General features: G+C 72.7%; 3 protein-coding genes. All 3 read left to right on the plus strand.

The genetic code is table 11. The features are described from left to right. Positions 1-23: 23 nt before the first annotated feature. The 3 genes from ACJMKZ_RS16880 (at position 24) to ACJMKZ_RS16890 (ending at position 15,928) form a co-directional block, all read left to right on the plus strand. Positions 24-305 (plus strand): type II toxin-antitoxin system RelE/ParE family toxin, encoded by a 282-nt coding sequence (locus ACJMKZ_RS16880; protein WP_405234389.1) that lies wholly within the window; start codon positions 24-26, stop codon positions 303-305. Positions 306-314: 9 nt separating this feature from the next. Continuing rightward, entirely contained in the window at positions 315-605 is a 291-nt protein-coding gene (locus ACJMKZ_RS16885) for a HigA family addiction module antitoxin (protein WP_405234390.1), read from the plus strand. A gap of 311 nt (positions 606-916) precedes the next feature. After that, positions 917-15,928 (plus strand): hypothetical protein, encoded by a 15,012-nt coding sequence (locus tag ACJMKZ_RS16890; protein WP_405234391.1) that lies wholly within the window; start codon positions 917-919, stop codon positions 15,926-15,928. The last annotated feature ends 377 nt before the right edge of the window (positions 15,929-16,305 follow it).

Raw genomic sequence — 16,305 nt, forward strand, 5'->3', positions numbered from 1 at the left:
ACGCATAGCGTTATGGTTCCGCCGTGATCACAGTGTTCGCGGATCGTGAGACAGAGAAGATCTGGCACGGAACGGTCTCGCGCCGGCTTCCGGTTCCGATTCAGCGCATCGGACGCCGCAAGCTGAGGATGCTGAATAATGCCCGCGACCTGGACGACCTGCGGGTGCCGCCGGGAAACCGGCTGGAGCGTCTGAAGGGGGACCGGAAGGGGCAGTACAGCATCCGCATCAACGACCAGTGGCGGATCTGTTTCACGTGGAGTGACGGCAACGCCGATCGGGTCGAGATCACGGATTACCATTAGGCAAGAGACATGGCCAAGAAACTCCCCAACGTCCATCCCGGCGAGATCCTCCTCGAGGAGTTCCTGCAGCCCATGGGAATAAGCCAGAATGCGCTCGCGCGTGCTGTGGGCGTGCCTCCCCGTCGTATTAACGAGATCGTACTTGGCAAGCGGTCCGTGACGGCCGACACCGCGCTCCGGTTGGCGAAGGCCTTTGGCACCTCCGAGCAGTTCTGGATGGGTTTGCAGGCGGACTTCGACCTGGAAGAGGCGCGCAGCACCGCAGCAGCTGACCTGCGCAAGGTCCGACGCGTAGCGTAGGAGGGCCTTCTGTAGGAGGGGCTTTAGCCCCGATCCCCCCTTCTTTCGCGGCCACCCTGCGGGGCAGTCCATCTTGCTCCCGACAAAAGGTCGTGGGGATGGATACCCCCGCATGACGGCCACGCCCGTGGTGGCGTGGAAGAGGTGCCCGTCAGGAGCGTTCCCACAACCCATGCCCACCCGATGGAGGCGACGCCAAGAGAAAGCCGGGTCGGGCCTGATGGCCCTCCTACATTTCTTTTGCGTGCGCGGGGGCGCTATCTGTAATAAAGTCGGGGCAACAATAAGAGCCTACAAAGGGAGGCTCAATAATGAGAGCGGTACGAACCGCCTTCCGCCGCACGTTGTGCGGCACCGCCCTGCCGGGGCTGTTTTTCGTCCTGGCCATGTTGCCCCATGTTGCCTGGTCCGACCCGCCCACGCCGGATTCCCAGGTCGGTGACACGGTCACTAACCCGATCACCGGCGAAGACGCGACCGTCGACGAGGTCATCCAGGACAACGAAGGCAATAACGCCTACGTCCTGACCTCGGACGGCGACGTCATCCTCACCCGCACCACCGTCGGCCAGACCATCGCCTGTACCGAGCCAGACCCGGACGATGCCAGCTGCGACGTCTACGAGGTGGTGGCCAACGAGACTGATCCGGACACCGGTTACATCGTCTCCGTGGATCTGCAGCTCGTGGTGGAGAACCCGGACCCGGACAATCCGGAACCGATCAACACCGAGTCGGTGGTGCAGGACAAGAGCCCCGAACTCGAGGCGGCCGCGGCCGAGAATGCCGGCTCCGACGGCGACCCGGAGTTCATCCCGCCGGAGTCCACCTCCGGGACCATCAACGAGGTGGCCGTCGGCCAGAACGGCAGCAACGGCGGCAATGCGTATGGCGTCCGCATCTGCCTGCCGCTGATCGGGTGTTTCAACATCGGCAAGAGCGGCAGCCCGGGCGGCGACGGTGCCACGGGCCCGGAGATCGACCGCACCGTGACCGCCTCCCACGGCGACATCAGTTCCACCGGCGACGAGGTCGACGGCATCAAGCTCGGCAGCATCGGCGGCAACGGCGGCACGGGCGGCGATTCCTACGGCAATATCGGGCCCTACGACGGCGGCGACGGCGGCAATGGCGGCAACGTGACGCTGACCAGCGAGGTGGGCATCACGACAGGCGGCGACGGCGCCCGCGGCATCTTCGTGTTCAGTCGCAGCGGGCGGGGCGGTGACGGGGGCGACGCGATCATCGGTTCCGGCGGCGGCAGCGGCGGTGGCGCCCGCGCCGGCGGGCCGGTGACGGTCACCAATACCGGCGACATCAATACCTTCGGCGTGGAGTCTCACGGCATCTATGCGCTCAGTGTCGGCGGCTCTGCGGGCTCCGGCGGCGACAGCTGGGGCATCACGGGCGAAGGCGGCAGCGGCGGCATCGGTGGCACCGGGGGCCCGGTCTCGATCACGAACGACGGGCTGATCCACACCCGGGGCGACGCGGCCCACGGCATCCTGGCCCAGAGTATCGGCGGCACCGGCGGCAACGGCGGCGATGCGGGCGGCATCACGGCATTCGGCGGCGGCGCCGCGGCGGGCGGCAAGGGCGGCACGGTGCTGGTGTCGCTGGGCACTTCCTCGTCGATCATCACCGAGGGCGAATATTCCATCGGCGTGCTGGCCCAGAGCATCGGCGGCAGCGGCGGCGACAGCGGCTCCCAGGGCGGCATCGTCTCCTTCGGCTCCTCGGGCGGCACGGGCAGCGACGGCGATACGGTGACCGTGACCACGGCCGACGGCAGCACCGTCACGACCGGCGGCGCGAGTTCCCACGGCATCTTCGCCCAGAGCGTGGGCGGCGGCGGCGGTTCGGCGGGCGGCGGCGGTGGTGCGATCAGCATGGGCGGATCCGGCAGCGTCGGCGGCGACGGCGGAGACGTCGAGGTCACCCACGACGGCTCGGTGATTACCGACGGACAGGATGCCCGCGGCATCTTCGCCCAGAGCGTGGGCGGCGGCGGCGGCGCCGGCGGGCAGTCGGGCGGCGTGTTCTCGCTGGGCGGCTCCGGCGGTGCAGGCGGCGACGGCGGTAACGTGACGGTGACCATCGGCGAGTCCGGTGTGGTCGCGACGACCGGGCTGGGCTCGGATGCGGTCTTCGCCCAGAGCATCGGCGGCGGCGGCGGCAGCGGCGCCTCTTCCGGCGGCCTGGCCTCGCTCGGCGGCGGCGGCAACGCCGGCGGCGAAGGCGGCGACGTGACGGTGACGAACGCCGGCACGTTGTCCACCGAGGGTGAGGTGGCCCGGGGCATCTTCGCCCAGAGCGTGGGCGGCGGCGGCGGCTCGGGCGGCGATTCCGGCGGGCTGGTGGGCATCGGCGGCAGCGGCAGCGCGACCAGCGGCGGCGGCGACGTGACGGTGACCAATGCCGGTTCCGTGGAGACGCTGGGCGCCCGGGCATCCGCCCTGTTCGCCCAGAGCGTGGGCGGCGGCGGCGGCGACGGCGGCAGCAGCAATGCGGTGATTACGATCGGCGGGGCCGGCGGTGGCGGCGGCGCCTCGGGCGACGTGATCGTGACCCAGAGCGGGTCGCTCGCGACCGCCGGCACCGATGCCTTCGGCCTGTTCGCGCAAGGTGTGGGCGGCGGCGGCGGTAACGGCGGCTCGGCGTTCTCGGCGGGCGGTATCGCGGGTACGACCATCGGCGGCGACGGCGGCGCGGGCGGCGACGGCGGGCTGGTGGACGTGACGCTGGCAGCGGCCGCGGACGGGTCGGAGTCGACCATCGTGACGGACGGCGAGCGATCCATCGGCATCATGGCCCAGAGCGTGGGCGGCGGCGGCGGCAACGGCGGCGCGGCGGTGCAGGCGAGCGGCGGCGCTTTCGCCAGCATCTCGACGGCGGTGGGCGGCAGCGGCGAGGCGGGCGGCGTCGGCGGCACGGTGCGCCTGAACGGCACGGGCTCGGTCACGACCGGCGGCGGCAATGCGACCGGCGTGCTGCTGCAGTCGGTGGGTGGCGGCGGCGGGAATGGTGGGACCACGGTGGCCGGCGCGGCGCAGTTCGGGCTCGGCGGTGCGGCGGTGGCGACGGCGGTGGGCGCGAGCGGCGGCGACGGCGGCCTCGGCGGGCTGGTCGAGAGTAACTTCGCAGGCACCATCACGACCAGCGGCGACATCGCCACCGGCTTCATCGCCCAGAGCATCGGCGGCGGCGGTGGCACCGGCGGCACGACCATCGGTGCGGCTGTCAGTGCCGGGGCGTTCGCGAGCGGCGCGGTCTCGACCGCCGTCGGCGGCGAGGGCGGCGAGGGCGGCGACGGTGGACTGGTGGACATCACGCTGGGCGGCGCGATTCGCACCGGCGGCAATCAGTCCACCGGCGTGCTGATCCAGAGCGTCGGCGGCGGCGGTGGCAACGGCGGCATCGCCATCGCGGGTTCGGCCTCCGGCGGCGGCGGTGCGAGCGGCGCCGTCTCGACGGCCATCGGCGGCAAGGGCGAGAAGGGCGGCCTGGGCGGCACGGTGCTGGCCGATGTCGGCGCGGACGTCGCCACCACCGGCGATGCCTCGAGTGCGGTCATCGTGCAGTCGGTGGGCGGCGGCGGCGGCAACGGCGGCGTGTCCATCGGCGCATCGGCGTCGGGAGCGGGCGGCGGCAGCCTGGCGGTGTCCACGGCCATCGGCGGCGCGGGCGACCTGGGCGGCGACGGCGGCAGCGTGGACGCGACCATCGGCCGCGCGGACCTGAGCACGATCTCGACGGCGGGCGACCAGTCCACCGGCGTGCTGGTGCAGAGCGTGGGCGGCGGCGGCGGGAATGGTGGGACCACGGTGGCGGCCTCGGCTTCCGTCGCCGGCGGCGTGGCCGGCGCGGTGTCGACAGCGGTGGGCGGTTCCGGCGCGGGCGGCGGCAACGGCGGCGACGTGCTCGCGGGCATCTCGTCCAATGTCTTGACGGCCGGCGAAGGCTCCAGCGGTGTCGTGGTGCAGTCCATCGGCGGCGGCGGCGGCAACGGCGGCCTCAGTACCGGTGCGGCGGCGTCCGGCGCGGGCGGCGGCAGCCTGTCGGTGTCGACGGCGGTCGGCGGCGACGCCGGACTCGGCGGTGACGGCGGGCTCGTGACCGCGAATTTCAGCGGCAGCATCGAGACCGGCCGGGACGGCTCCACCGGCCTGCTGGCGCAGAGCGTGGGCGGCGGCGGCGGTAACGGCGGCGGTGGCATCGCGGCGACCCTGTCCGGCGCCGGGGCGGGAGCCGGCGCGGTCTCCACCGGCGTCGGCGGCACCGGTGGCGGCGGCGGCGACGGCGGCAGCAGCGACGAAGAGCCGGCGGTGACCCTGACCGCGGACGGCACCATCGTGACCCGGGGCGCCAACTCCGCCGGCATCATCGCGCAGTCTGTCGGCGGCGGTGGCGGCAACGGCGGCTATTCGCTCGCGCTGTCGGGGGCTGTGGCCGGCGTGGGCAGCGGCGCAGTGTCCGTGGGCGTCGGCGGCGAGGGCGCCGGCGGCGGCGCGGGCAAGGCGGTGGACGCGACCTCGGATGCCGACATCACGACCCTCGGCGACGATTCCTCCGGCTTCGTGGCCCAGTCCATCGGCGGCGGCGGTGGCAACGGCGGCTTCGCCATCTCCGGCGCACTGTCCGCGGCCGGCGTGGGCAGCGGCTCGGTGGCGGCGAGCGTGGGCGGCGGTGGCGACGTAGGCGGCTCCGGCGGCGCGGTGTCGGCGACCTCCAACGGCACCATCATGACGGCCGGCGCACGCTCCATCGGTTTCCTGGCCCAGTCGATCGGCGGCGGCGGCGGGAATGGTGGTTACAACATCACCGGCAGCGCCTCGGGCGCCGGCATCGGCAGCGGCGCGGTGAGCGGCGGCGTGGGCGGCGCGGGGGCCGGCGGCGGCGACGGCAATACCGTCACCGCGGTCTCGACCGGCGACGTGGTCACGCTGGGCGACTCCGCCACCGGCATCCTGGCCCAGAGCGTGGGCGGCGGCGGCGGCAACGGCGGTTTCAACATCGTCGGTGCGGTCGCGGTGGCCGGCGTGGGCAGCGGTGTCGCCAGCGCGGGTGTCGGCGGCGAGGGCGCGGGGGGCGGCGACGGCGCCATCGTGAATCTGGACGTCGCCAACGACGTCTCCACCGCCGGCCGCAATGCCACGGGCGTGATCGCCCAGTCCATCGGCGGCGGCGGCGGTAACGGCGGCTTCAACATCGTTGCCGGCCTGACCGGCGCCGGCGTCGGCAGTGGCGCGGCCGGCGTGGGCGTCGGCGGGCTCGGCGGCGGCGGCGGCGACGGCGACGACGTCTTCGCCGAGGTGCGCGGTAACGTCGCGACGGCCGGTGCCGACTCCATGGGCGTGCTGGCCCAGAGCGTGGGCGGCGGCGGCGGCAACGGGGGCATGAGCATCACGGCGGCGGTGTCCATCGCCGGCGTGGGCAGCGGTGCGGGCGGCGTCGGCGTGGGTGGATTCGGCGGCGACGGCGGCAGCTCAGGCGACGTGGAGGCGACGGTTGCGGGCTCCGTCACGACGCTGGGCGCGGATGCGGCGGGCGTGGTGGCCCAGTCCATCGGCGGCGGCGGCGGCAATGGCGGCATGTCCATCATCGGCACGCTCTCCGGCGCCGGCGTCGGCAGCGGCGCGGGCAGCGTCGGTATCGGCGGTTTCGCGGGCGACGGCGGCGATGCGGGCGACGTGAACAGCACCGTGGACGCCGTCATCGGCACGGCAGGAGACCGTTCCACCGGCGTGCTGGCCCAGTCGCTGGGCGGCGGCGGCGGTAACGGCGGCATCTCCATTACGGCGACGGTCTCGGTGGCCGGCGTCGGCAGCGGCGCGGGCGGGCTGTCCATCGGCGGCGCCGGCGGCGGCGGCGGGATCTCGGGGACCGTCACCCAGACCGTGAGCGGCACGATAGTGACCGAGGGCCGCGAGGCGAGCGCGGTGATCGCCCAGTCCATCGGCGGCGGCGGCGGCAACGGCGGCCTGGCGGTGGACGGCACGTTCTCCGGCGCGGGCGCCGGCAGCGGCTCGGCTTCGGTGGCCATCGGCGGCATGGGCGGCGACGGCGGCACGGGCGGTGTGGTCACCAACACGGTGAACGCGGATATCGCCACGGCCGGCGATCGGTCCCTCGGCGTGCTCGCGCAGAGCGTGGGCGGCGGTGGCGGCAACGGCGGCATAGCCATCTCAGCCACGGCATCGGTGGCCGGCGCGGGCAGCGGCTCGGGTGCCTTCGGCTTCGGCGGTTCCGGCGGTGGCGGCGGCGACGGCCTGGACGTCACCAACATGGTCACGGGCTCGGTGTTCACGGCGGGCGAAGAGGCCACCGGCATCCTCGCGCAGAGCGTGGGCGGTGGCGGCGGTAATGGTGGGCTCACGGTGGCCGGCGCGATCTCCGGTGCCGGCGCCGGCAGCGGCGCGGTGGCCCTCGGCGTGGGCGGCTTCGGCGGCGACGGCGGCGATGCGGGCATCGTCACCAACACGGTGGAGGCGACCGTCACGACCCAGGGCGCGAAGGCCACCGGCGTGCTGGCCCAGAGCGTGGGCGGCGGCGGCGGCAACGGTGGGATTGCGATCGCCGCACCGGTCTCCCTGGCCGGCACCGGCAGCGGCGCGGTGAGCGTCGGCATCGGCGGTTCCGGCGGCGACGGGGGCGACGCGAAGTCGGTCACCAGCAGCGTCAGCGGCATCGTCGCGACCGGCGGCCGGGATGCCAGCGCGATCGTCGCGCAGTCCATCGGCGGTGGCGGCGGCAACGGCGGCCTGACCGTGGCCGGCACGCTGAGCGCGGCGGGCACGGGCAGCGGCGCTGCGTCCGTGGCCTTCGGCGGCACCGGCGGCGGCGGCGGCAATGCGGGCGGGGTGACCAGCACCGTCGACGCCGAGGTCATGACGGCCGGTGACAACGCCACCGGCGTCCTGGCCCAGTCCGTGGGCGGCGGCGGCGGCAACGGCGGGATTGCCATTTCGGCGGCCGTGTCGGTGGGCGGAACCGGCAGCGGCGCAGCGGGTCTCGGGGTCGGCGGCGCCGGCGGCGACGGCGGCAACGCGATGGGCGTGACCAGCACGGTCTCGGGTTCGGTGACCACCGGCGGCGACAACGCGGCCGGCATCATCGTCCAGTCGGTCGGCGGCGGCGGCGGGTCCGGCGGGCTCACAGTGGCCGGTACCTTCAGCGCGGCCGGCACCGGCGGCGGCAGCGCTTCCGTGGCCATCGGCGGCGCAGGCGGTGGCGGCGGCGACGCCCTGACCGTCGACAGCGTCGTGACGGCCGACGTGTCCACGGCCGGCAACGACTCCACCGGTGTGCTGACCCAGTCGGTGGGCGGCGGCGGTGGCAACGGCGGGATCGCCATCGCCGGCACGGTCTCGCTGACCGGCACCGGCAGCGGCGCGGCCAGCGTCGGCATCGGCGGCTTCGGCGGCGACGGCGGCGATGCGGCGGCGGTGACGGGCGTGTTCGAGGGCACGGCGATGACCGCCGGCGCCAATTCCGGCGGCATCGTGACCCAGTCCATCGGCGGCGGCGGCGGTAACGGCGGCCTCACGGTGTCCGCGGCCGTCTCGGCAGCCAAGACCGGCAGTGGCGCGCTGTCCGTCGGCGTCGGCGGCGCGGCGGGCGGCGGCGGCGATGCGGCGGACGTCACCAACACGGTCACCGGCTACGCGCAGACCGAGGGTGACGATTCCGCGGCCATCCTGGCCCAGAGCGTGGGCGGCGGCGGCGGCAACGGCGGCACGAGTATCTCCGGGACGTTCTCCGGCGCGGGCACCGGCAGCGGCGCCGTCGCCATCGCCGTGGGCGGTTTCGGCGGCGACGGCGGCGATGCGGGCGTCGTCACCAATACGGTCACCGGCGGCGCGGTCACGACCGGCGACCGCTCGAACGCCGTGCTGGCTCAGAGCGTGGGCGGTGGGGGAGGCAACGGCGGCGTCTCGGTGGCGGGCGCGATCTCCTTCAGCAAGCAGAACGGCGGCTCGCTGGCGATCGGCGTGGGTGGATTCGGCGGCGGTGGCGGCGACGCGGGCGACGTGACCAGCACGGTCGCGACCAGCGAGCAGTTCAGCCAGTTCGGCACCACGGGCCGGGAGTCGGCGGCGATCGTGGCCCAGAGTCTCGGTGGCGGCGGCGGCAACGGCGGCGTGAACGTGTCCGCCAGCGTGAACATGGCCGGGAGGAACGGCGCGGCCATCGGTATCGGCGTGGGCGGTTTCGGCGGCGACGGCGGCAATGCCGGCGACGTCACCCTGGACGTCAGCGGCGAAGTGGTGACCCTCGGCAATGACTCCCACGGCCTCATCGCCCAGTCGCTGGGCGGCGGCGGCGGCAACGGTGGCGTGAACGTGACCGGCAGCGTCAGCCTGGTGCGCGAGGGCACGGGCGGCGCGGCGTCCATCGGCGTGGGCGGTTTCGGCGGTGACGGCGGCGAGGCCGGCGACGTGACGCTCCGCTATCGGGGTACGCTGTTCGCGAGCCCCGAGGATGCGTCCGGGCCCGGCTCCCACGGCATCCTGGCCCAGTCCATCGGCGGCGGCGGCGGCAACGGTGGCGTCAACGTGAGCGCGGGCCTCTCCTACGCCTCCGGCGAGAACGGCGACGGACACGCGCTGGTGGTGGGCGTGGGCGGTTTCGGTGGCGCCGGCGGCGACGCGGGCGCGGTGGACGTGACCGTGGCCGAGGGCAGCAGCATCACGGCCTTCGGCGACGAGCGCTCCGCCATCTTCGCCCAGAGCGTGGGCGGCGGCGGCGGCAACGGCGGCGTGAACGTGAGCGCCGGCGTGGTCTCGGATGCGCCGATCGTCTTCGGCATGGGCGGCTTCGGCGGCGGCGCCGGCACGGGCGGCACCGTGGCCGTCACGGCGGATGCCGACATCCGCGCCAGCGGTGCCAACGCCCGCGGCATCTTCGCCCAGTCGCTGGGCGGCGGCGGCGGCAACGGCGGCCTCAACGTCTCCGGCGCGATCTCGTTCGGCAAGGAGGCGACTCCGCCTTCGGTGACCTTCGGCATGGGCGGTTTCGGCGGCGCGGGCAACGTCAGCGACGACGTCACCGTGGACCAGGCCGGCTCGATCGCGACGTTCGGCGAGAATGCCCACGGCATCTTCGCCCAGTCGGTGGCCGGCGGCGGCGGTAACGGCGGGCTCAACGTCTCCACCAGCCTGATCTTCGCCGACAACAACGATTCCGGCGGCTACAAGGACCTCTCCATCACGGCGGGCATCGGCGGCCACGGCGGCGAGGGCGCGGATGCGGGCGACACGGTCGTGTCCTCCACCGGCGCCATCACGACCAGCGGCGACTACGCCCGTGGCATCTTCGCCCAGTCGATCGGCGGCGGCGGCGGTAACGGCGGCCTGAACTTCTCCGGCAATCTGGCCAAGAAGAGCTCCATCGTCACGATGGGCATCGGCGGCTTCGGCGCCGGCGGCGGCAATGCCGGCAACGTGACCGTGCGCCGCGGCAGCGAGGACGCGAACGCCGGCCTGATCGCCACCGACGGCGTCGGCGCGATCGGTGTCGAAGCCACCAGCATCGGCGGCGGCGGCGGCGACGCGGGCGTGAACATCGTGGCCTCCGTGCTGCTGGCCGGCGACGGCGTGGACGAGCCGCCCGAGCAGCCGGACGACCCGGACGAGCCGAAGAAGAAGCGCCCCCATCCGCAGCATACGGGCGTGGACCCGGAGGTCTTCGTCAACTACGACGCCGTGCTGGACGAGCTGGAAGGCCGCCAGAAAGAGGACAAGGAGGACGAGAAGGACAAGGAGTCGAAACAATCCGCCTTCGCCGTGCAGCTCGCGGTGGGCGGCTCCGGCGGCGGGGCCGGCGACGGCGGCGACTCCACGGTGCACCACTACGGCGACATCGTCACCTTCGGCCAGCAGAGCCACGGCATCCTGGCGCAGTCCATCGGCGGCGGCGGCGGCAATGCGGCCTACAACCTGACGCTGACCTATATCAAGGACGAGTCCCGTAACACCGGCGTCAACCTGGCGCTGGGCGGCGCGACCGGCGACGGCGGCACCGGGGGCGATGTGAGCGTCACCCACGAAGGCGCCATCGAGACACTGGGCGACGACTCCCACGGCATCATCGCGCAATCCATCGGCGGCGGCGGCGGCAACGCGGTCGCCAACATGACCTACGAGGCGGGCAAGAACGGCAAGGTGGGCATCTCCATCGGCCGGCGCGGCGGCTCCGGCGGCGAGGCGGGCGACGTCTCCCTCTCGTCCGCGGGCAGCGTCGTGACCCGCGGCGAGCGGTCCTACGGCTTGCTGGCCCAGTCCATCGGCAACGGCGGCGGCAACAGTTCGGCGACCACCATCTCCGGCCAGGTGGAGGGCGAGGACGGCACCCCGACACGCGGCGCGAGCCTGTCCGTGGGCCTCGAGGGCGGCGAGGGCGGTACGGCGGGCGACGTGAGCGTCACCGTGTCCGGCCGGGTGGCCACCGAGGGTACGGACGCGCACGCGGTCTTCGCGCAGAGCGTGGGTGGCGGCGGCGGCAACGGCGGCGATGCCAGCGGCACCGCGGCGAATGCGTCGATGGCGATCGGCGGCACCGGCGGTATCGGTGGCACCGGCGGCGCGATCGACGTGGCAAGCGACGCCACGGTGCAGACCACCGGCACGGGCGCCATCGGCATCATCGCGCAGTCCATCGGCGGCGGCGGCGGCAACGCCGGCAAGTCCGAGGCGACGCTGAAGGGCTCGGAGGTGGGCGCGGCGCTCGCCATCGGCGGCAGCGGCGGCGAAGGTGCCGTGGCCGGCCGGGTCGACGTCGTGAACTCCGGCGTGGTGCTGACCGCCGGCCGGGGCGCCCACGGCATCCTGGCGCAGTCCCTCGGCGGTGGCGGCGGCAACGGCACGATGAGCGTGGTCACGCTGGAAGGCGAGGAGAGCAAGGACGACGACAAGAAAGACGACGACAAGAAGGACGAGAAGAAGAAGGAGCAGTCGATCGCGGCGCAGCTCGGTGTGGCCATCGGCGGCACCGGCGGCACAGGCGCTACCGGCGGCGCCGTGACCGTCGTGAACACGGGCAGCATCGGCACCGAGGGCGACGAGGCGGCCGGCATCTTCGCGCAGAGCGTGGGTGGCGGCGGCGGCAACGCGAGCCAGGTGATCTCGAAGTTCAAGGGTCCCGGCGCGCAGATCGCGTTCGGCATCGGCGGCAGCGGCGGCGAGGGCGGGACCGGCGGCGACGTGACCGTGGAAAACCTCACCGGCGAGGACGGTGAGCCGGGCCTGATCGTGACCAGCGGCGACCGCGCCCACGGCATCATCGCGATGAGCATCGGCGGCGGCGGCGGCAATGGCAGCACGGTGATTTCCGGCCCGGCCGAGGACGATGGCGGCCTGTCGCTGGACCTGCCGAAGTCGGTGACCGCCAGCGTCAATATCGGCGGCGAGGGCGGCACGGGCGGTACCTCCGGCCTCGTGACCGTTCGCAACGACGGCGAGATCGTGACCTATGGCGACGGCGCCCACGGCGTGTTCGCCCAGTCCATCGGCGGCGGTGGCGGTAACGGCGGGGCCACCTTCAGCGAGGCCGGCGGCGCGCCGCTCGTCGGTGAGCTGGCCGAGCGCAGCATGTCGATCGGCGGCAAGGGCGGCAGCGGCAACGTCTCCGGCGACGTGGTGGTCGAGAACTCGGGTTCCATCGAGGTGTTCGGCGACGCCTCCTACGGCATCTTCGCGCAGTCCGTCGGCGGCGGTGGCGGTAACGGCGGCCTGTCGGGCCGGAATCCGGAAGGCGCGGACGACGGCGGCGGCGGCCTGCTCGACGGCGAGGTGCCCGGGCCGTCGTTCATGAGCTTCGCGCTCGGCGGCGAAGGCGGCGCCGGCGCGGACAGCGGCGACGTCACCGTGGATCACACCGGCAGCATCGTCGCGCACGGCGACAACGCCTACGGCATCTATGCGCAGTCCGTAGCTGGCGGCGGCGGCACGATGGGCGCCACCTACGACAGCCCCGCCGGCAGTGCCACCGACTTCATCCTGCCGATGATCCTCGGCAGCCGGGACGGCGGCACCGGCGAAGCGGGCACCGTGACCGTGAACACCGAGGGCTCGATTCTGATGCTCGGCGCCAACAGCCGCTCGCACTTCGTGCAATCGGTGAACGGCGGCGGCGGCAACCTGGATCTGGCACTGGACGCGACCGCCATCACCCGGGGCCGCGTGGGCTCCACTCCCGGCGACGACGGTCTGGATGCGAACGGCGTCGTGTCGCTCGCCATCGAGATCGGCTCGGCGTTCGTCGAGGAGGGCGCCGGCGCGGCGATTGAAGCAGCCCACGAGGGCGATCTCTTCACCATGGGCGACAACTCCGCGGCGGCCTCGTCCCAGTCTGTGGGCGGCGGCGGCGGCAGCGGCGTGATCCGCATCGCCCGCGACGAGAGCACCCGGGTGAGCCTGGACGTCGACTTCGGCGGCGAGGAGTCCGAGAACAGCGGCGGCGGCGACATCGCGCTCGACCGTGAGGGCGACACCGCGACGGCGGGCGAGAGCGCCACCGGCACGCTGATCCAGTCCATCGGCGGCGGTGGCGGCAACCTGATCGTCAACGTGACCACCGAGAGCGGCGGCACGGACGGTGAGGGTGGCGGTGGCGCGGAGGCTGCCGCAGAGACCGACGGCGAGGCCGATGGCGAAACCGTCGTCGCGGCGGCCGGGTCCGACGACCAGGCGGGGACGGAGAAACTGCTGGCCGACGCGCCGCTATTGCCAGTCCCGACGGACGCGGATCCCCTTCTCGAGCAGCCGCGGCTGAGCGCATTCGCGTCGATCGCAGAGGGTGACGAATTTTCGGCGGCTCCCGCGCTGCCGGCCGCTCTGCCGTCGCAGAAGGCGGCGACCCGTCCGCCGGTGACCTACCAGCCGGTGAAGAATCCGGGTGCAGCGGCGGCGACTGCGGAGCCGACGACCGCCGCGGCCGAGGTGCCGCCGGCGAGCAACCGGGCCAGCATCGATCTCGGCGCCAAAGGCAGTGCCGGCAACGACGGCGGTAACGTCCGGATGGCAATCGACGGCGACACGGCGACCGAGGGCTCGCTGTCGCCGGGTCTGGTCGTGCAGAGCATCGGTGCGGGCGGCGGCGATGCACGCATCCGCGGCGTGGACGAGGTGGACGTGACCTTCGGCGGCACCGACGGCGCCAGCGGCGACGGCGGCGACCTGGTGCTCGATCACACCGGCGACATCTTCACTGCCGGCGACCTGTCCCATGGCGTCGTGCTGCAGAGCATCGGCGGCGGCGGCGGACTCGTACTGACGGACACCGGCGGCGAAGGCCTGACCTGGGATCTCAGGACGAAGAACACCGGCTCGGGCGGCGACATCACGTTCCGTCAGGCGGGCGACATTATTACTGCCGGCGACGGCGCCATCGCGGTGCTGGCGCAGAGCCTGGGCGGCGGCGGCGGGGCGCTGGATCGTGCGTACCTCGGCAGCGCCGGCGGCGAAGGCAGCGGCGGCGATATCACGATCGACCTCGACGGCAGCGCGATTGCCGAAGGGATACAGGGCGTCGGCGTGTTCGCCCAGTCGAGCGGCGCTGACGGCCGGGGCGATATCGACCTCAGCCTGGGCGCGGACCACTTCATCTACGGCGGTACCGACGGGGTGGCCGTCTGGTTCTCGGGCGGCGCCGATAACGGACTCGACAACTTCGGCACGATCATGACCGCCGACGGCATCGACGGTCAGGCGCTGCTCGCCGACGCGGGCAGCACCGCCGTGGACAACCACGGCACTATCGCGGGTGACGTCTCGCTGGCCGCCGGGTCGAACAGCTTCGTGAACCGCGCGGATGCCGTCTTCGCCGCGGGCGCGACGGTGGATCTCGGCAGTGCTGCCAGTCTCCTCAGCAATGATGGCTTCCTGGCGCCGGGCGCGTCGTCCCGCGCCGAGAGTGTCGCGCTGAACGGCAGCCTGCTGCAGAGCGCCAGCGGCATGACGCTCTCGGAGATCGACTTCGCGGCCGACACCATCGACCAGGTGCTCGCGAGCGGCAGCGTCGATCTCGCCGGCACCGTCGACGTCTCGCTGCTTAACGTCGGCAGGATCCCGGTCGGCACTTTCCGCAGCACGCTGTTCCGCGGCGAGGAAGGTGCGACGGACAGCGGACTCGAGCTGCAGACGGCGCCCTCCGTGGTGATCGTCTACGACCTCGGTTTCACGGCGGAAGAGGCCGTGCTCGACTACACCGTGGACTTCGATCCGGACGGCATGGGCGAGAACCTCTCGGCGATCGGCGAATACCTGAACCGGGCGCAGACGGCCGGCGGCGGCGACGGCGCTTACGGCGCGCTGATCACCAAACTGGTCTACGACCCGGACCTGCCCAGCTACCGCGAGTCGCTCTCGCAGCTCTCGCCGGAGTTCTACGCCGGCCATCAGGTGCAGCTGGTGGACAGCAGCATCGACTTCACCGAGCGCCTGATGAGCTGCCGCCAGTCTGGCGGGCGCTTCCACTTCACGCGGGAAGGGAGCTGCGTCTGGTTCCAGTACGACGCCTACGACACCAGCCTGGACGAGCACGGCGACTTCAAGAACTTCGACGGCTCCACCAGCCGCCTGTCGCTCGGTGCCCAGAAGACGCTCGACAACGACTGGTCGCTCGGCTTCGGCGTCGCCCGCGAGAGTGCCACCGCCGACGGCTACGACAGGCAGTGGTCTTCACGCGGCCACACCTACCACATCGGTCTCTCCGCGAAACGCCGCTACGGCCCGACGAAGCTCTCGGGCGTCATCTCCTATGGCTGGAGCGAGACGGACAGCTACCGTACCGGCGTGCTCACCTCGCCGTTCACGACCAGCGTGAGCCGGAACATCGACGTCACGACCGGCCGGCTGCGACTGTCACATGACCTCGACTACGAAAGCTGGTACCTCCGGCCGATCATCGAGGGCGGCATCACCCAGATTCGGGCGAACCCGGCGGCCGAGAGCGGTGCGGGTGCGGCGGACCTGGTCTTCCAGAGCTACAGCGAGACGCACCCGTGGGTACGCCCGGCCATGGAAGTCGGCCGCGAGTTCGCGGTGGCGGCGGAGAGCAGCCTGCGGCTGAGCGTCACGCTGGGGCTCCGTCAGTACCTGGACGGCAGCGAGACCGAGGTCAGGACGCGGCTGGCCGGCGCACCGGTGGATATCGAGCCGCTGGTGATCGCCTCGGACCTCGGCGACCCGCTCTACGATGCGGGCATCGGCATCGAGTTCCTGAGCCGCGACAGCTTGACGGCCCGCTTCCACTGGAATGCGAACCTGCGCGACGAGAGCGAGTCCGACGCGCTGACACTGCGATTCGAGTTCCCGCTGCCGTAACCGAGCATGTAGGAGGGCCTTCAGGCCCGATTTCTTCCGACCCGGCCCCTTCTATTGTGGCCGCCCTGCGGGGGTATCCATCTTGCTCCCGACAAAAGGTCGCGGCGATGGATACCCCCGCATGACGGCCAGGCCTTCAGTTGCGTGAAGTAGGTGCCAGTCAGCAGCGCCTGCTGACCGGTGCCATCCCTGTCGGCTACGGGCCCGTCAGCGGGTGGGTAAGGGTTGCGGGGTCGTCCGGGCCGACTGGAGCCATGACGGCGGGAAGGAGGCCTGGCCGAAGCGAAGGAGGACAGGACGTCCGACTGAGCGTCCCCGCGACCCTTACCCACCCGATGGCGGGCCTGGCTCAAAAGAAAGCAAAATCGGGCCTGAAG

The sequence above is a fragment of the Lentisalinibacter salinarum genome, from assembly GCF_040706555.1.
GTDB classification, from domain to species: Bacteria; Pseudomonadota; Gammaproteobacteria; order Steroidobacterales; family Woeseiaceae; genus Lentisalinibacter; species Lentisalinibacter salinarum.